Source organism: Klebsiella sp. 2019SCSN059, from assembly GCF_021739525.1.
In the GTDB taxonomy this organism is placed as follows: domain Bacteria; phylum Pseudomonadota; class Gammaproteobacteria; order Enterobacterales; family Enterobacteriaceae; genus Klebsiella; species Klebsiella quasipneumoniae.
The window spans coordinates 505559-523890 of record NZ_JAKKOM010000001.1; the positions used below are offsets into that span (position 1 = coordinate 505559).

Below are 18332 nucleotides of genomic sequence, written 5' to 3' on the forward strand. Positions count from 1 at the left end.
TCCTGCCATTTATTGCTTGAGCGTCGGCGCTGTGCTGTGAATCGCATGCACGCGCTTACGCACGCCAAACCAGCCCGCCACCAGCAGCACCGCCAGCAACGGGATGGAGCCAATGGTATAGGTGCCGTTCGGATAATCGAAGGCCATCAGCACCAGTACGCTAAACAGGAACAGCAGCGTCAGCCAGGAGGTGAACGGCGCCCCTGGCATTCTGAAGCTCACCTGAGCCGCTTTTCCTTCCTTAATCGCTTTGCGCAGACGCATCTGACACACCACGATGAAGCCCCAGGACGCAATGATCCCCAGCGAAGCGATGTTGAGGACGATCTCAAACACCTGCGACGGCACCAGATAGTTGAGGAACACCCCGACCACGTACACCGCCAGCGTCGCCAGGATCCCGGCGTAAGGGACGTGGTGACGGCTCATCTTCGACATGAACTTCGGCGCGGAGCCCCCCATCGACATGGAGCGCAGAATACGCCCGGTGCTGTAGAGGCCGGAGTTGAGGCTGGAGAGGGCGGCGGTTAACACCACGATGTTCATCACGCTGCCGATATACGGTACGCCCAGTTTTGAGAAGAAGGTAACGAACGGGCTCTGTCCCGCCTGGTAGGCGTTCCACGGCAGCAGCAGCACCAGCAGCACCACCGATCCGACGTAGAACAGGCCGATACGCCAGATCACGCTGTTGATGGCCTTCGGCACCATCGTCTCCGGATCCTTACACTCACCGGCCGCGGTGCCCACCAGTTCAATGGAGGCGAAGGCGAAGACCACGCCCTGCACCAGCACCAGCGCCGGCAGAAGGCCGTGCGGGAAGAAGCCGCCGTTATCGGTGATCAGGTGGAAGCCGGTGGCATTACCGTCCAGCGGCTTACCGGAGCCGAGGAAAATGGTGCCGACCACGAGAAACGCGACGATCGCCAGCACTTTGACCAGCGCGAACCAGAACTCCATCTCGGCGAACCACTTCACGCCGATCATGTTCATGGTGCCGACGATGGCCAGCGCGCCGAGGGCGAAGACCCACTGCGGCACATCGCCAAACGCGCCCCAGTAGTGCATATACAGCGCCACGGCGGTGATATCGACGATCCCGGTCATTGCCCAGTTAACGAAGTACATCCAGCCGGCCACGTAGGCGGCCTTTTCGCCGAGGAATTCCCTGGCATAGGAGACGAAGCTGCCGCTCGAGGGGCGGTGGAGAACCAGTTCGCCGAGGGCGCGAAGAATAAAGAAAGAGAAGATGCCGCAGACCAGATAGACCAGTGCGAGCGCTGGCCCTGCCATTTGTAAACGTGCCCCGGCGCCGAGGAACAAACCGGTACCGATGGCGCCGCCGATGGCGATCATCTGTACCTGACGGTTGCCCATCGCTTTGTGATAACCCGCTTCATGTGAGTTGAGCCAGTGGCGTTTTGCAGCATGGTGCTCCGCTGCAGTGTCGTGTTTCGTATTCATTGATGTATCAGTTTCCTGTCAATGCCCATGTTTGCAGCCGGCGTGGAGGACGGCTGGCACATTATGCTGGCTTTCTCATCATTCTGACGTAGGAGATAAGCTCAGACATGGCGCTGAATCCTACACGTAACCTAATAGTTACGCACCTAAAACATTTACCGATAGCATTTGACAGATTTATCAATGAGATCAGCGTCGCAGAGTTTCCCGCAACAGAATGAAAGCGCTGGTATGCTGGCGTCGACTGGGGTAAGCGCGAGGTTGTCAGGGGACGGCGGAGGCGCAGTTCGCTGCTTTTGCATCCGTTATCCACGGGCGATGGCCACCTGCTCGCCGGGTCGCAGCCCGGCGTTTAACCGGTCATCCACGACCATTTTTTAGCCATTATCATCAGTGGTTTTGATGTTAATATCCGGTTATTCCAGCATAAATGGCTTCCGCGTCGGTCACGGCGCCGCGCAGGCGGAGGAAGCGTGATGCCTGCAGGGGAGCAGAATGAACAGAGCGGTTAACCCTTATTGTTTAATTCATTCTGCCGGGGCAGGTATTGTAAGATGGAAAAACATACCCGTAGCGCCAGGCGACCTACACAATGACCCCCTTGCACTTTCATAAATATCACGGACTGGGTAATGATTACCTGGTATGCCATCGCGCCGTTGCCGACCAGCTGAGCAACGCGCATATTCGAATTCTGTGCCATCGCCACTATGGCGTCGGTTCTGATGGTCTCCTGATCGACAGCGGCGATCGAACCCACCCCACGCTGCGTATTATCAATCCGGACGGCTCCGAGGCGGAGAAAAGCGGGAATGGGCTACGGATCTATGCGCGCTATCTGTTTGATATCGGTCGTGTCGGGCATGAGCCCTTTTTAGTGCACACGGCGGGCGGAGACGTCTATTGCACCGTGGAGCGTGATTTTCATCAGATTAGCGTCGACATGGGGCGGGCGAATTTCAATCCGGCGGCGTTACCCGCCCTGGTGAATTTGCCCGAGGCGGTGAATTATCCCTTGCCGCTGGCGGATGAAACCCTGTCCGTCGTGCTGGTCTCTATGGGCAATCCCCACTGCGTTGTCCTCGTGGATAAGCTCGACCTGGAACAGGTTCATCGCTTAGGGCCGCAAATTGAACATCATCCCTTGTTCCCCAAACGCTGCAATGTGCAGTTCGTGGAAGTTGTCGATCGCCATACGCTGAAGATTGGTATCTGGGAGCGGGGCGCCGGGTTTACGATGGCCTCCGGGAGCAGCAGCTGCGCGGCGGCCAGCGCCATGCGCCGGTTAGGGAAGGTGGACGATCGGGTGGAGGTCAACATGCCAGGCGGCCAGCTGCGCATCACCTTCGGCGCGGATTTTCAGGTCTGTATGCGAGGCCCGGTGCATAAGATTGCCAGCCTGACGCTGGATAACGACTGCTTTGTCGGCGGCGGCGCTATCTCCACTGGCGCGGGATGACAGGTGGGGCGATCAGCCGGAAATTTTTTGCCTTTTGCTTGCTGTCGTAAGCGGCTGTACATACTGCCTTTTCCCATCCGGGCAAAGGCGACAAACAACGGAAATGGCTACCAGGGAGAAACAGAGATGAACATCAACGTGGTCGGCACCAGCGGCTCAGGCAAATCCACCCTGGCTCGTCGCCTGGCGCACAGGCTGGGGCTGCCGTGCATCGAACTGGATCGCCTGTACTGGCGGCCGAACTGGCAGGGTGCGCCGGATGAGGCGTTTTTCGCCGCCATTGCCGCCGCGACGGCCACCCCGGGCTGGGTATTGGATGGCAACTACAATCGCAGCCGCGGGGTCAAATGGCGCGAGGTGGATCTGGTGATCTGGCTGGATTATGGCCTCTGGCGCACGCTGCGCCAGGCGGTGTGGCGGGCCGCGAGCCGGGCGTGGCGACGTCAGGAGCTGTGGCCGGGCACCGGCAACCGCGAGAGTTTCCGCCGTTCGTTCTGCAGCCGGGAATCCATCATCCTCTGGACGCTGAAAACCTGGCGGCAGAATCGCCGACGCTATCTGGCCGATATGCAGGATCCGCAATATCGTCATATTCGCTTCGTCCGGCTACGCAGTCCTCGGCAGGCCGAGGCGCTGCTCCGCGAGCTGGAAGCGCAGCGGTCAGGCGGGCATATCTAATTTTCAGCAGTACACATGTGAATTAATTGTTTCTCAATAGTTAGCAGAGATTTTAATAATGCAGGCACGTACTTTCATATGAGCCTGCGAAATGTCTTATCGAATCAGTATCCTGGATAAAAGTCCGCTTGCCGCCGGGGAAACCGCCGCGCAGGCGCTGGCGCGTACATTAACGCTGGCGCAACACGCCGAAGCCTGGGGCTATCACCGCTTCTGGGTCGCCGAACACCACAATACCGATCAGCTGGCGAGCCCCTCGCCGGAGCTGGTTATCGCCTGGCTGCTGGGCCACACCCGGCGGATCCGCCTCGGGTCCGGCGGCGTCATGCTCCAGCACTATAGCCCCTATAAGGTTGCGGAAAACTTCAACCTGCTGGCCGCCCTCGCGCCGGGCCGCATCGATCTCGGGGTCGGCAAGGCGCCTGGCGGCCTGCCGCTCTCCACCCGCGCCCTGCAGCAGGGCCTGCATCAGGAAGAGAAAGGCGCCTTTGCCGACCAGCTGGCGCAGCTGGATAACTGGCTGTCGCTGACTGAGCCCGGAGGGGAAGAGAGCCTGCGCGCCACGCCGATCCCGCCGCGCCGGGCAGACGGTTTTCTGCTCGGCGCCAGTCTGGAGAGTGCTGAACTGGCGGCCCGCCTTGACTGGAACTTTGTCTTTGCCGCCCATCTCAATGGCGACAGCGCGCTGCGCCGTACAGTGCTCAACCGCTGGCGCGAGCTGAGCCCGCGCGAGGCGATTGTCGCCGTGCAGGTGGTGGTCGCCGACGATCCCGCTACCGCCGCCGCGCTGGCGCAGCAGGTGGAGGCGTGGGGCGTTGAGCTGGAGAACGGCCAGCGGGTGACCGTCGGCAGTGAGGCGCAGGCCGTTGCCTTTGCCCGCCAGGCCGGTAGCCGTCCCACCCGTATCGCCCGCCGCGAATCTTCGCTGATATCGGGTACCCCCGAAGAGGTGAAAGCCCGGCTGGACGCGCTGCAGGCGGAAGATCAGCTGGATGAACTCATCATTGATACCCCCATTAGCGACGGGCCTGCGCGCCTGCGTTCCCTGCGCCTGCTGGCGCAGGCTCACTACGGCAAGGCGGTGCTGAATGTCCTTTGAACAACAACTGATTAGCTGGCGGCGCGAGCTGCACCAGAACCCGGAGCTCTCCCTGCAGGAGGTGGCCACCACTGCGCGGATCCGCGACTGGCTGCAAAGCGGCGGGCTGACCCTGCTGCCCTTCGATCTGAAAACCGGGCTGGTGGCCGAAGTCGGCAGCGGCGACAAGGTGATAGCCCTGCGGGCGGATATCGACGCGTTGCCCATCGAGGAGGCGACCGGTTTGCCTTACCGCTCGCAGAATCAAGGGGTGATGCATGCCTGCGGGCACGATATTCACACCAGCGTAATGCTGGGAGCGGCGCTGCTGCTGAAGGATCGGGAAGCGGAGCTCCCGGGGCGGGTGCGGATCCTGTTCCAGCCGGCGGAAGAAAATTTTGGCGGGGCGAAAACCCTGATCCGCGCCGGGGCGCTGGAGGAGGTGTCGGCGATCTTTGGCATGCACAATGAGCCCGGCCTGCCGGTGGGTGAATTTGCCACCCGCGGCGGCGCGTTCTACGCCAACGTCGACCGCTTCGTCTTCAAAGTGACCGGGAAGGGCGCGCATGCCGCCCGCCCCCACGAAGGCAAGGATGCGATCCTGCTGGCCAGCCAGCTGGTGACGGTGCTGCAGAGCGTGGCCAGCCGGGAAGTGAACACCCTCGACTCGGTGGTGCTCAGCGTGACGCGGATCCAGGGAGGCAATACCTGGAACGTGCTGCCGGAGAGCGTCGAGCTGGAGGGGACGTTGCGCACCCACAGCAGTGAAGTGCAGCAGCGGGTCAAGGCCCGGGTCAGCGAGATTGCGGCCGGTTTCGCCAGCGCCTTTGGCGCGCAGATTGACGTCTTCTGGTATGCCGGCCCGACGGCGCTGGTCAATGACGCCCGCTGGGCCGACTTCGCCAGCGAGGTAGCGGCCCAGGCCGGGTACCGCACCCACCACGCCGATCTGCATCTCGGTGGTGAAGATTTTGCGGTCTATCTTCAGCATATTCCCGGGGCGTTCGTCAGTATCGGCAGCGCCAGCGAATATGGTCTGCACCATCCGGCATTTAATCCGGACGAACGGCTTATTGCACCCGCAGCGCACTATTTCGCCCGTCTGGCGGAGCAGGCATTACAACACATTTAATGGATGACAGGGGAAGGGTAGCTATGTCTGAAAATCGACAATTGCGTCTGGGGACGATATTACATGGCGCATCGGGAAATATGTCCGCCTGGCGTCATCCGGCGGCGCAGGCGGACGCCAGTATTAATTTTGATTTTGTTACAGAGACGGCGTTAAAAGCGGAAGCGGGAAAACTGGATTTTATTTTTGTCGCCGACGGTTTATATATTAATGAAAAATCGATTCCCCATTTTTTAAATCGCTTCGAACCTTTAACGGTGCTTTCCGCGCTGGCCGCGGTCACCCGGCGGCTGGGGCTGGTGGGGACCTTATCCACTTCGTACAGCGAGCCGTTTACCACCGCCCGCCAGTTCGCCAGCCTCGACCATTTAAGCCAGGGGCGGGCGGGCTGGAACGTGGTCACTTCGCCGCTGGAAGGATCAGCGAAAAACTTCTCCCGGGCCCAGCATCCGGATCATGCGCTGCGCTATCGCATTGCCGATGAATATCTGCAGGTGGTGAAAGGCTTGTGGGATTCGTGGGAAGAGGATGCCTTTTTGCGCAATAAAGCGACCGGTCAGTTCTTTGACAAAAATAAGCTGCATACGCTCGATCATCACGGCGATTTCTTTAAAGTGGCCGGACCGCTGAATATTGCCCGCACGCCGCAGGGACGACCGATTATTTTCCAGGCTGGCGCGTCGGACGACGGCAAAAAATTAGCCGCACGCCACGCCGATGCCATTTTTACCCATCAGGAATCGCTGGCCGAGGCGCAGGCATTTTATCAGGACGTGAAAAGCCAGCTGGCGGCCTGGCAGCGCACCCCGGATCAGCTGCATATTTTCCAGGGCGTCAGCGTCATTGTCGGCGATGACGCCGAAGACGCGGAGCGCCAGTACCAGACCACCGCGGCGCTGGTCTCCATCGAGGATGCGCTGAACTATCTGGGGCGGTATTTCGAACACCATGATTTTTCGCAGTATCCGCTCGATGAACCGTTCCCGGATATTGGCGACCTCGGGCAAAACAGCTTCCGCAGTACCACCGACGAGATTAAACGTCACGCCCACGAGCGCGGATTAACCCTGCGCCAGGTGGCCCTGGAGGCAGCGAGCCCGCGTCCGCGCTTTACCGGCACCGCCAGCGATGTCGCCGACGGGCTGCAACTGTGGTTCGAACAGCGCGCGGCGGACGGCTTCATTATTCAGGGCGGCACGCCGGAAACCTTTCCGCGCTTTGTGGATGAGGTGGTGCCTCTGTTACAGGCGCGCGGCCTGTTCCGTCGCGACTATCCGGGCGCCACCCTGCGGGAAAGTCTGGGCCTGGCGCTACCCGCTAATCAATTCCAAAAATAAGAAAAGAGAATCATGCTATGCAGAAAACAACACTCTTGCTGGCCGTCGCGTTGGCATTTAGCGCCTCGTCGTGGGCACAGGACGTCAAGATCAATGGCACCGGGGTAAGCCTTGAGGCCAACAAAACGCCCATTCACACAGCGAAAAACCCGCAGGCCATTGCCCTGTTGCCGAAAGATCTGCATCTGGCGGTGCCGGGGAAATTTACCGTCGCGGTGGCGGCCCTGAACTCACCGCCGCTGACGGTCTTCGCCGATGACAACAAAACCCTGCTCGGCAGCGAGGCGGATATCGCCCGGCTGGTGGCGGAGAGTCTCGGGCTGGAGGTGAACGTGGTTCCCACCTCCTGGGAAGACTGGCCGCTAGGGGTCACCTCCGGCAAATATGATGCCGCGATCAGCAATATTACGGTCACCAAAGCGCGGAAAGAGAAGTTCGATTTCGCCACCTACCGCAAAGACTCGCTGGGCTTCTACGTCAAAAGCAGCAGTCCGCTGAGCAAGATTGACAAGGCGGAAGACATCGCCGGGCTGAAGATTATCGTCGGCTCCGGTACCAACCAGGAGGCGATCCTGCTGGCGTGGAACGCGGAGAACGTCAAAAAAGGGCTGAAGCCGTTTACCCCGGTCTACACCAAGGATGATGCCGCCCAGACTCTGGCGCTGCAGACCGGACGAGCCGATGCCTTTTTCGGCCCCAATGTGATTGGCGCGTGGAAGGCGGCGCTGACCGGCAAAACCAAACTGGTGGGCAGCGTTGACGGTGGCTGGCCGAAAGCGGCGCATATCGCGGTGACGCTGAAAAAAGACAGCGGGCTGGTGAATGCCGTCCAGGCGGCGCTGAACGGCGCTATCGCCAGCGGGGACTATGCCAACGTGCTTAACCGCTGGGGAGAGGGAGTGGAAAGCATTCCGCAATCGGAGATCAACCCGCCCGGACTGGGCGACTGACAGGAGGCGCGATGAGCGAAGCATTCCGCGATATTTCTCCGGACGCACCGGAGCTGAAGCCGATTATTAGCGGGCTGTTTGCCGAATACGCCGCCCGCTACGGTGACTATTTTTCCCGCGATGCGGAAGTGGAGTTGAGCGAGTGGTATTTGCCGCCGCAGGGGCTGTTTATCGTCCTTGAGCGTGAGGGCGAAATTATCGCCACCGGCGCTTATAAGCCGAAGGATCGCCACACCGCAGAGATCAAACGTATCTGGACGCACCGCCGTCTGCGCCAGCAGGGGCTGGCGGCGAAAGTGGTTCAGGAGCTGGAGCGGCGGGCGGTGCTGGCCGGGTACAGCCATATCTACCTGACCACCGGCTTTCGTCAGCCGGAGGCGGTCAAGCTCTATCTCAGCCAGGGGTATGAGGCGCAGTTCGACCTCGCGCGAGACCCCGAAGAGTACAGTCAGCCGCCCTACGATGGCCGACTGCGGTTCACTAAAGCGCTGGCGGTGAGCGCCTTCAGCCACAGCGCCTGAGGAGGCATGATGCATTCGTCTGAAACGATCAAAGTGGTGCCGGCGCGCTATCCGCTGCGGGTAGTCGGGGCCCTGGTGGCCCTGCTGGTGCTGGCGGTGGTGATCCAGTCGGTGGCCTTTAACCCGCGCTGGGAGTGGGGCGTCTTCGCCCGCTGGTTCTTCGACCCGGTGATCCTCGAAGGGCTGGGGCAAACCCTGCTTCTGACCCTGCTCGGCACGGTGCTGAGCGTGATCTTCGGCGGCCTGCTGGCGCTGGCCCGCTTGTCCTCATCGTGGCTGCTCAGCAGCCTCGCCTGGGGCTATATCTGGCTGTTTCGCTCGCTGCCGCTGATTGTCGTGCTGATCATTCTCTACAACTTCTCCTATCTCTACGACACCCTGTCGCTGGGGATCCCGTTTACCGGCGTCACCTGGGCCAGCTACCAGACGATAAACGTGCTGGGGCAATTCTCCACGGCGGTGGTGGGCCTGACCCTGGTGCAGAGCGCCTATACCGCGGAGATTATTCGCGGCGGCTTCCTCGGCGTTGACCACGGGCAGTATGAAGCCGCCGCCGCGCTGGGGCTACCCGCCTGGCGACGCACGCTGCGCATTATTCTGCCGCAGGCGCTGCGCACCATCCTGCCATCCGGTTTCAATGAGATCATCAGTCTGGCGAAAGGAACGGCGATGGTGTACGTCCTGGCGATGCCGGAGCTGTTCTACACCATCCAGATGATCTACAACCGTACCCAGGAGGTGATCCCGCTGTTGATGGTCGGCGCCGCCTGGTATCTGGTGATCACCAGCGTCCTCTCCGCCATTCAGTACCTGGTGGAACGTGGCCTGGCGCGCAGTGAGCGCCGCTCGGCGGTGAACAGCGCCCGCGGCAGCCGTCTGAATCAACCCGCACGTCAACCACAGCCCCAGGAGGCCGTCCATGCCCAGCTCTCGTAATGGCCATATCTCTATCACCGGGGTCAGCAAATACTATGGCCGCCACAAGGCGCTGGACGATGTGTCGCTGGAGATACCTCCGGGCACGGTGACGGTGATCCTCGGCCCTTCCGGTTCGGGCAAGTCCACGCTGCTGCGCACCATTAATCACCTTGAGCGCGTCGATGAGGGGTTTATTCAGATTGATGGCGACTACATTGGCTATCGCCGCAAAGGCGACAAGCTGTATGAGATGAAAGAGAAGGAGATCCTCCGCCAGCGGATCAACGTCGGCTACGTGTTCCAGAACTTTAACCTGTTTCCACACCTGACGGTGCTGGAGAACCTGATAGAGGCGCCGATCGCCCACAGGCAGGTCACGCGCAAAGAAGCCATTGCCCGTGCCTGGGAGCTGCTGGACGTCGTCGGACTGCGCAATAAAGCCGACGCCTGGTCGCGGCATCTCTCCGGCGGCCAGCAGCAGCGTATCGCCATAGCCCGGGCGCTGGCGCTGGACCCGCGGGTGATCCTGTTTGATGAGCCCACCTCGGCGCTGGATCCGGAGCTGGTGGGCGAGGTGCTGGATGTGATCAAGAAGCTGGCGCGCTCTGGCACCACGCTGGTGGTGGTCACCCACGAGGTTGGCTTTGCCCGCGAGGTGGCCGACCAGGTGGTGTTTATGGTCGACGGCAGGATCGTCGAGCAGGGCAGCAGCGACGAGGTGCTCAACCATCCGCAGCATCCGCGTACCCGGCAGTTTTTATCCAGGGTGCTGCCGTCATGAACAGAGCGATAGCGACCCTTGTATTCAGCGCCCTGGCGCTGGACGCTCACGCGGCGCTGGATCTGCGCGCCAATGAGCAGCCATTGCCGGTCACCCGCGACCCGCAGGCGATAGCGAAAATTCCGCCGGGCTACCGTTTCGTGGAGCCGGGGACGCTGACGGTGGCGATCTCGGCGCTCAATTCGCCACCGCTGGCGCTGCTGGCCAGCGACAACCGCACGCGGATCGGCAGCGACCCGGATATAGCCCGCCTGCTGGCCGGGAGACTTGGCCTGAAGCTCAGGCTGGTGCCCACCGCGTGGGAGGACTGGCCGCTGGGTATCGCCGCCGGCCGCTATGACGTGGCGCTGATTAATATCGCGGTAACCGAGAAGCGCAAAGAGAAGTTCGATTTCGCCACCTATCGGGTGGACTCTCTGGCCTTCTCGGTGAAATCCACCAGCGACATCGCCGCGGTGCATGGACCCGCGGACCTTGCCGGGCGCAAAGTGATCGTTGGGTCCGGCACCAATCAGGAGCGGATCCTGCTGGGCTGGAATGAGGACAACCGGGCCGCCGGGCGGCCGCCGGCCCAGCCGGTCTACCTGACCGATGATGCCTCCGGCAACCTCTATATCCAGTCCGGGCGGGCGGATATTTTTTTCGGCCCGCAGTCGGTGGCCGCCTATAAAGCGGCCCTTAACGGCCAGACCCGGGTGGTAGGCCTGGGGCCGAAAAAAGCGTGGGTGGCGACGACCACTAAAAAAGGCAACGGTCTGGTCTTTGCCCTGCAGGCCGCCCTCGACGGGGCGATCGCCCGCGGTGAATATCAACAGGTGCTGGCGCGCTGGGGAGAGCAGGGCGAAGCGGTGGCGCAGTCGGTGGTCAACCCGCCGGGGATCACCTACTAACCGCCAGGGCCAGGGTATGCCGGGTGGGTGTGCGGCAATTTTCTGCCTACACTTAGGCTTTACCCTGGAGGCAGACCATGATTACCGTATATGGCGTGCCGGGATGGGGCTCGACGATTAGCGAGCTGATGCTCTCCCTGGCCGATATTCCCTACGAGGTGGTTGACGTCGAGGGCTTTGACCAGCCCGGCCCGGCGCGCGAGCGCCTGCGGCAGATTAACCCGCTGTGCCAGGTGCCCACCCTCAGGCTGGCCGACGGCAGCATCATGACCGAAACCGCCGCCATCGCGCTGATGATCCTCGACCAGCGCCCCGATCTGGCCCCCGCGCCGGGGACGCCGCAGCGTCAGCAGTTTCAGCGTCTGCTGATCTGGCTGGTGGCGAATGTCTATCCCACCTTTACCTATGCCGACTACCCGGAACGCTGGGCGCCTGCCGCGGCGGAGCAGCTGGTGGAGAATTGTCGCCAGTACCGGAACAACCTCTATCTCTGGTTCGAACAGCAGCTGGTCGCCGGGCCCTGGGCGCTGGGCGCGTCGGTTACCCTCCTGGACTGCTATATCGCGGCGATGTATAGCTGGGGGCCCAGGCAGGCGTGGTTTAACGCCCATACGCCCAAATTTGCCGCCGTCGCCCTGGCGGTCTATCAGCGACCGGAGCTGGCCGCGGCGCTACGACGTAACAAGCTGATTTAACGCACGCGATGCCAACCGCAACCGCCATTCTGTGGTAGCGTTATGGCCTTCACCACAAGGAGTCTTTGCTATGCCGCATGTTGATATTAAATGCTTTCCCCGTGAACTGACTGACGAACAAAAAACCGCGCTGGCCGCCGACATTACCGAGGTGCTGATCCGCCATCTGAACAGTAAAGAGGGCGCGGTCAGCGTCGCGCTCACTCAGGTTGAGCCGGACGCGTGGCAGGCGGTGTGGGACAGTGAGATCGCCCCGCAGATGGCGCAGTTGATTAAGAAGCCGGGTTATAGCATGTAACCCGGCGCCCCGGAGGCGATGCTGCGCATCTGTCCAACGGACAAGGTGCTTTGCGCCGCCTCCGGCAGGGGCTTCTCCGGCTACGCACTGAGAGAAACATCATGTTCATCTATCCTAAGCGCCAGAGAGCCAACTGAGGTGTATATGAAAGACGAATTGTTTGCCGATCTGCTGGCGAGTGCAGAAGAAATGGTCAGGATCGAGAAAGGTCAACACATACCGAAGGAGCAGCACGTTCATACCTTCAGCGAAATTGACGTGAAAGCGATACGTGAAGCCACAGGTTAAAACAGCAGGACTTTGCAGCGGCCGTTGGCGTTAAGTAACAGCGTGTATTTAAATCAACCCGTCCAGGCGTTTGCCCCGGACGGGCTACTTTATTAAAACCAAATCTCTGTCTGCACGCCAAAGTTACAGTTTCCTCCGGCGGTAAAGCCTTTACTGCCGAAATCATCGTTGATCGCATAGCGATCCAGGTCTTTATCCCAGTTCATCCACGTGACAAAGAAACGGATCTCCGGCCTCGCTTTGATATCAAACACATCGCCAACTTTGAACGTCGGGGCGAAGGTCAGCTTGTAAAAATCGCCGCTCACCGCCTGGTACTGATACACGTTGTCATTATAGCGATAGGTTCTCCCGTCCGGGGTGAGATCCCTATACTGCCACGAGGTCTGATCTACAGGGCTAAATCGTCATCGTCTGCTGGCGGGGCCATGACGTTCAGGCGCCCGATGTCAGCAGGACCCTGCCGACATCGTCGAGTACGGTTTATTCGTCGAGGGAGTTTGCCCGCACGTGGCGGCCGCTGGCGACAAAATTGCCGGTCCCCAGATGATGCAGGGTATTGATCTTATCGTCATCGAACTGCCAGCGTCCGGTGACAAACGCGCGCTCATCGGCGGCGGCGGAAACCACTTCGCCAAACAGCGTATCGTACTGCTCCTGGGCCGCCGTCGCCGGCAGCAGGCGGCACTCCATCCATGCCAGACACTTCTCCTCGATCAGCGGCAGTCCCAGTTCCGGGCCGCTCACCACCGGTATTCCGTAAGCATTGAATTTGTCTTCATCGCGGCCGCTGACGCTGCCGACCGCGTAGGTCCAGCTGGCGGCGGCCACGCCGGGAACCACGATGCCGAAGGTGCCGTTGCGCTCGATGATTTCCCGCGTCCAGGTGCTTTTATCCACCACGATAGCCACCCGCGGCGGGGCGAATTCCACCGGCATCGACCAGGCGGCGGCCATGACGTTGCGCCGGTCGGAGGCAGCGTCGTAGCTGGTGATCAAAATGGTCGGGCCGTGGTTGAGCAGGCGGCTGGCATACTGCAGTTCCACGTGGCGAAAGCGGCTCATAGGCGTTCCTTGAGTAATGGGTCGGTTGGCAGGTAACACGTTAAGCCGCAATGAAAATGTAATCAATACGTCATCTCGTCTGACTATAGTCGCCAGCACAAAGTCCCAAAGAGGATCACAATATGTTGGCTCCCCTGATGTTATCCCAGGTGAGCGCGCCCCGTCGGATGTCGACCGCCGGGCAGGGGTTGCTTTCCCGCAAGGGAGGGCGACAATGCGCGCGCTGACCCCAATCACTCTGCAGGCGGTCTCATTCGCCTTCGCAGAGACCTCCATTCTCGATGGCTTCTCGCTGCATATCGAACCCGGCAGCATTGTGGCGCTGCTGGGCCCGTCCGGCTGCGGCAAAAGCACCTTGCTGCGCCTGCTGGCCGGGCTGAGCGTGCCGGCCAGCGGTGAAATCCGCTTTGGCGATCGGCTGGTCGCCCGCGCAGGATGGGGATTGCCCCCGGAACAGCGCGATATCGGCATGGTTTTCCAGGATTACGCCCTCTGGCCGCATATGAGCGTGGCGCAGAACGTCGCCTTTCCGCTGCGCATGCGCGGCGTTGCCCGCGCCGAACGCGAGCGCCGGGTGAGCGAGGCGCTGGCGCGGGTGGGCCTCCACGGCTTTGCGGAACGTAAACCTTCAGGCCTTTCCGGCGGCCAGCAGCAGCGGGTGGCGCTGGCGCGGGCGATCGTCGCCGAGCCGCGGGTGCTGCTGTTTGATGAGCCGCTCTCCAACCTGGACAGCGAACTGCGCGAATCGCTGTGTGGCGAAATGAGCCGCCTGCTGCGACAGCTCGGCACCACCGCCGTGTATGTCACCCACGACCGCCGTGAAGCCGACCTGTTAGCCGACCGGATCGTCCACTTATCCGCGGGCCGCGTGGCCGCTGTCCGCGCCGTTACGCCAACCTCAGGGGAAGTTGCATGAACACCGTTATGACCGTTAAGAAAGGAGTGGTACTCGCGATGGCTCTCTCCGCCATGATGCTCTCCAGCGCCCATGCGCTGACCGTTTACACCGCCGGCCCCGGCTCGCTGGCGAAAAGCCTGGCCAGTGGTTTTGAACAACAGACCGGGGTGAAGGTGACCGTTTTTCAGGCCACCACCGGCAAAGTGATGGCCCGTCTGGAGGCCGAGCAGGCCAACCCGCAGGCGGATGTGCTGATCTCCGCTTCATGGGATACCGCGGAGGATCTGCACAACCGGGGCTGGTTGCTGCCTTTTCACAGCGCCAATGCCGACAAGGTACCGGTTAATCTGAAATCGGCGGACTATATCGCCCAGGGAGTCTCGGCGCTTGGCATCGTCTGGAACAGCAAAAGCGGCACTCCGGAGCCGAAAGAGTGGCGCGACCTCACCCAGCCGGCGTTTAAAGATAAGGTGACCACGCCCGACCCGTCGCTCTCCGGCGCGTCGCTGGATCTGTTGATTGGCCTGCAAAACAGCATGGGCGACCAGGCCTGGCAGCTGTTTGACGATCTGAAAAAGAACGGCATGGTGGTCAGCGGCCCCAACGCCCAGGCGGTGACGCCGGTGATGCAGGGGGCGAAAGCGGCGGTGTTCGGCGCGGTGGATTATGTCTCCTACGGCAATATCCAGCAGGGCGAGTCGCTGAAGGTGATTTTCCCGGCCAGCGGGACGGTGATCGCCCCGCGCCCGATGATGATCCTCAAAACCAGCCGTCATGCCGACGAGGCCAAAGCCTTTATCGATTACGTGCTGTCGCCGGAAGGTCAGGCGCGGGTCGCCGACGCCTGGCTGATGCCCGCTCGCCGCGATGTGGCCGCCAAACGCCCGCTGCTGGACGCGCTGAAGGTCTTGCCCACCAGCGGCGAGGGGAGTAGCGAGCGTAGCGCCGTCCTCAGCCGCTTCAGTCAGCTGTATGCCCACTAATTGACACGGTTCTCCGGCGCTGGCCGCCGGAGAACGCTTCGTTTCAGGAACCGCTGTGAAACAAAAATTCCTTTCCGGCGTGACGCTTGCCGCCCTGACGCTGCTGGTCGCGTTACCGCTGTTGTTTATTCTGCTGCAGGCGATTTTCCCCCATTTTAGCGCCGGTTCGCTCCATGACGTCTTTGGAGGCGTCTGGCCGCTGCTGGCCGACCCCCAGCTGCCGTCGATGCTCGGCGGTACGCTGTGGATTGCCGGCGGCGTGGCGCTGGCCAGCGTGATGATCGGCCTGCCGCTCGGTATTCTGCGCGGTATGTTTTCGTTGCCGCTACCCCGGCTGTGGGACCTGTTGTTTTTGATCCCCTTTCTGACGCCGCCCTATATCTCGGCGCTCTCGTGGATGCTGGCTCTGCAAAGCCAGGGCTATCTGCAGCAGCTGACCGGCTGGCAGCTAAACGATCTGCTGTTCAGCCGCAGCGGGATCGTGCTGGTGATGACCTTTAACATTTTTCCGGTGGTTTACTTTGCCGTCTCCCGCAGCCTGCTGGCGAGCGGGCAACGGCTGGCGATGGTCGCCCGGGTCCATGGCGCCAGCGCCTGGCGCGGCTTCTGGCACGTGACGCTGCCGATGCTCTCCCCGGCGCTGGCGGCGGGGATGCTGCTGGCCTTTACTCTCGCCATCGAGGAGTTTGGCGTCCCGGCGGCGCTGGGCAGTCGGGCGGGAGTAGTGATGCTGACGGTGGGCATTGAGAAAAAGCTGGCCGACTGGCCGGTGGATCTCACCGGCGCTGCGCTGCTGTCGCTGCTGCTGATGGCGGTGGCGTTGTTCGCCTGGTGGCTGCAAACGCGGCTGGTGGGTGAGAAGGAGATCACCAGCGTCACCGGTAAACCGGGAGAAAACCGCGGAGCGTCGCTGGGCTGGATGACGCTGCCCGCGCTGCTGGTGATGGCGGCCGTCGGCGGCCTGGCGGTCGGGGTCCCCGCCGTCTCGATGATGCTCACCAGCCTGATGGGCACCCTCTCGGGCGGGGTGAGCCTGGAGAATGTCACGCTGCGTCACTTCGCGGCGCTGTTCGACCAGCAGGGCGACGCCCTGTCGGCCCTCGGCGTCAGCCTGTCGCTGGCGTTAGGTTCGGCGCTGATCGTCGGCGCGCTGGGGCTGCTGGCCGCCTGGCTGGTAATGGTGCAGAAGATCAAAGGGCGCGGGGTGGTGGATGCGCTGTCGCTGATGCCGGCGGCGCTGCCCGGCGTGGTGGTGGGGGTGGGATTGATCCTGCTGTGGAATCAGCCCTTCTGGCCGCGCTCGCCCTACAACACGCTGTGGATGCTGCTGCTCTCCTATTGCTGCCTGCTGCTGCCCTGGCCGGTGCGCTATGTCGGCAGCGCGCTGCGCCAGCTGGGCCCGAACCTTGAGCCCGCCGCCCGGGTGCACGGCGCGTCGCCGCTGCGGGCGCTGCGGTTGATTGTCCTGCCGCTGGTCTTTCCGGCGCTGCTGGCGGCGATGCTGATGGTGTTCGCGGTGGCGTCCCGGGAGCTGGTGACCTCGCTGCTGCTGTCGCCCGCCGGCACGCAGACCGTGGCGGTGTTTATCTGGCGCCAGTTTGAACAGGGATCCGTTGGTCAGGGCATGGCGATGGCCAGCCTGACGCTGTTGACCGGTCTGGTCCTGATGCTGACGGCGCTGGCGCTGATGCAGCGCAGCACGCGCGGTTAACGGCAAGCGCACAAAAAAGAGGGGCGGCGCGGAAAAATAGGCTATAAATGTCGGACACCTACAGCTGGAGACCCTGATGAGTCCCTTTTTACGCGCCTATTTTTCCCGTCTGGGCTGGACGGGCGAGCCTGATGTTTCCATTGATACCTTGCGCCAACTGCATCTGCAGCATAACAGCGCCATCCCCTTTGAAAACCTCGACGTCCTGCTGCCGCGCGAGATCCATCTTGACGACCTGGCGCTGGAAGAGAAGCTGATCGCCGGCCGCCGCGGGGGGTATTGTTTTGAACAAAATGGCCTGCTGGAGCGCGCGCTGCGCGAAATAGGCTTTAACGTTCGCAGCCTGCTTGGCCGGGTGGTGCTGGCCAATCCGCCGCAGATGCCGCCGCGCACTCACCGTTTATTGCTGGTGGAAGTGGCGGGCGAGCGCTGGGTAGCCGACGTTGGCTTCGGCGGCCAGACGCTGACCGCGCCGATCAAGCTGCTGGCCGATATCCCGCAGCAGACGCCGCACGGCAGCTATCGTCTGGTGCATGAAGGGGATGAGTGGACGCTGCAGTTCAACCATCACGAACACTGGCAGTCGATGTACCATTTCGATTTAGGCCGCCAGTATGCGTCTGATTATGTGATGGGTAACTTCTGGTCGGCGCACTGGCCGCAGTCCCACTTCCGTCACCACCTGCTGATGTGCCGTCATCTGCCTGACGGCGGCAAAATGACCCTCACCAATTTCCACTTTACCCATTGGGAGAATAACCACGTGGTGGAGAAGGTCGATTTTGCCGATGTCTCCGCGCTGTACGAAGGGCTGCAGACCCGCTTCGGCCTCGGCGTGGACGATCCTAAACATGGCTTCAGCGAAGCGGCGCTGGCGGCGGTGATGGCGGCGTTCGATACCCATCCGGAAGCCGGGAAGTAAATCTCCTCATGCCCGGCGGTGCTGCGCTTGCGCGGGCCTACGGGGGATGAGCCTGTGAGAGGGCCCTGTAGGCCGGGCAAGGCGACAGCCGCCACCCGGCGAAATTACAGGTACCGTGCCTGATATCTTGCCCGGCGGCGCTGCGCTTGTGCGGGCCTACGGGGGATGAGCCTGTGAGAGGGCCCTCTAGGCCGGGCAAGGCGACAGCCGCCACCCGGCGAAATTACAGGTACCGTGCCTGATATCTTGCCCGGCGGCGCTGCG

The 18332-nt window shown here is 61.8% G+C and carries 16 protein-coding genes and 3 pseudogenes; 16 read left to right on the plus strand and 3 right to left on the minus strand.

Annotated elements, in window-relative coordinates:
• Positions 1–9 precede the first annotated feature (9 nt).
• On the minus strand, positions 10–1464 hold the full coding sequence (gene ansP, locus L2I46_RS02610) for an L-asparagine permease (protein WP_023289881.1): 1455 nt from the start codon (positions 1462–1464) through the stop codon (positions 10–12).
• Positions 1465–2056: 592 nt separating this feature from the next.
• Between ansP and dapF the strand changes: the two genes are divergently transcribed.
• The 12 genes and pseudogenes from dapF to L2I46_RS02670 all read left to right on the plus strand — a co-directional run.
• Entirely contained in the window at positions 2057–2923 is an 867-nt protein-coding gene (gene dapF, locus L2I46_RS02615) for a diaminopimelate epimerase (protein WP_032453077.1), read from the plus strand.
• Between the two features lie 126 nt (positions 2924–3049).
• Positions 3050–3601 carry a (d)CMP kinase gene (locus tag L2I46_RS02620; protein ID WP_044523492.1) on the plus strand — a complete coding sequence of 184 codons (552 nt, stop codon included), beginning with the start codon at positions 3050–3052 and terminating at the stop codon, positions 3599–3601.
• A gap of 91 nt (positions 3602–3692) precedes the next feature.
• Positions 3693–4700, plus strand: coding sequence for an MsnO8 family LLM class oxidoreductase (locus L2I46_RS02625; protein ID WP_023289878.1), 1008 nt, complete (start codon positions 3693–3695; stop codon positions 4698–4700).
• On the plus strand, positions 4690–5811 hold the full coding sequence (locus L2I46_RS02630; protein WP_085551063.1) for a M20 peptidase aminoacylase family protein: 1122 nt from the start codon (positions 4690–4692) through the stop codon (positions 5809–5811). The genes L2I46_RS02625 and L2I46_RS02630 overlap by 11 nt, the downstream gene beginning before the upstream one ends.
• A 23-nt stretch (positions 5812–5834) precedes the next feature.
• A pseudogene (locus tag L2I46_RS02635) lies at positions 5835–8098 on the plus strand (NtaA/DmoA family FMN-dependent monooxygenase).
• A gap of 11 nt (positions 8099–8109) precedes the next feature.
• Entirely contained in the window at positions 8110–8619 is a 510-nt protein-coding gene (locus L2I46_RS02640; RefSeq protein WP_236947520.1) for a GNAT family N-acetyltransferase, read from the plus strand.
• 9 nt (positions 8620–8628) lie between these two features.
• Complete coding sequence (locus L2I46_RS02645) at positions 8629–9555, plus strand: amino acid ABC transporter permease (protein ID WP_023289874.1); 927 nt, start codon at positions 8629–8631, stop codon at positions 9553–9555.
• Complete coding sequence (locus L2I46_RS02650) at positions 9539–10318, plus strand: amino acid ABC transporter ATP-binding protein (protein ID WP_032453069.1); 780 nt, start codon at positions 9539–9541, stop codon at positions 10316–10318. The genes L2I46_RS02645 and L2I46_RS02650 overlap by 17 nt, the downstream gene beginning before the upstream one ends.
• Before the next feature lie 38 nt (positions 10319–10356).
• A complete protein-coding gene (locus L2I46_RS02655) occupies positions 10357–11208 on the plus strand; it encodes a transporter substrate-binding domain-containing protein (RefSeq protein WP_072413454.1) in 852 nt (283 codons plus the stop codon).
• 77 nt (positions 11209–11285) lie between these two features.
• Positions 11286–11903, plus strand: coding sequence for a glutathione S-transferase family protein (locus L2I46_RS02660; protein WP_023289870.1), 618 nt, complete (start codon positions 11286–11288; stop codon positions 11901–11903).
• Between the two features lie 70 nt (positions 11904–11973).
• Positions 11974–12201, plus strand: coding sequence for a tautomerase PptA (pptA, locus tag L2I46_RS02665; protein ID WP_004891592.1), 228 nt, complete (start codon positions 11974–11976; stop codon positions 12199–12201).
• 144 nt (positions 12202–12345) lie between these two features.
• Positions 12346–12521, plus strand: a pseudogene (locus L2I46_RS02670) (NadS family protein); the annotation flags it as partial.
• Between the two features lie 60 nt (positions 12522–12581).
• On the opposite strand, the pseudogene L2I46_RS02675 reads toward L2I46_RS02670, so the two are convergent.
• A pseudogene (locus L2I46_RS02675) lies at positions 12582–12875 on the minus strand (carbohydrate porin); the annotation flags it as partial.
• A 97-nt stretch (positions 12876–12972) separates the two neighbouring features.
• Complete coding sequence (locus L2I46_RS02680; protein WP_023289867.1) at positions 12973–13554, minus strand: flavin reductase family protein; 582 nt, start codon at positions 13552–13554, stop codon at positions 12973–12975.
• 214 nt (positions 13555–13768) lie between these two features.
• On the opposite strand from L2I46_RS02680, the gene L2I46_RS02685 reads away from it, so the two are divergent.
• From L2I46_RS02685 to nhoA, 4 genes are all read left to right on the plus strand, one after another.
• Positions 13769–14470: an ABC transporter ATP-binding protein gene (locus tag L2I46_RS02685; protein ID WP_236947521.1), complete on the plus strand. Its 702-nt coding sequence runs from the start codon at positions 13769–13771 to the stop codon at positions 14468–14470.
• On the plus strand, positions 14467–15435 hold the full coding sequence (locus L2I46_RS02690) for an ABC transporter substrate-binding protein (RefSeq protein WP_236947522.1): 969 nt from the start codon (positions 14467–14469) through the stop codon (positions 15433–15435). Before L2I46_RS02685 ends, L2I46_RS02690 begins: the two co-directional genes overlap by 4 nt.
• Before the next feature lie 55 nt (positions 15436–15490).
• Positions 15491–17146 (plus strand): ABC transporter permease, encoded by a 1656-nt coding sequence (locus tag L2I46_RS02695; RefSeq protein ID WP_236947523.1) that lies wholly within the window; start codon positions 15491–15493, stop codon positions 17144–17146.
• A gap of 76 nt (positions 17147–17222) precedes the next feature.
• Positions 17223–18068, plus strand: a complete 846-nt coding sequence (gene nhoA, locus L2I46_RS02700; RefSeq protein WP_017900510.1) for an N-hydroxyarylamine O-acetyltransferase — start codon at positions 17223–17225, stop codon at positions 18066–18068.
• Positions 18069–18332: the final 264 nt, after the last annotated feature.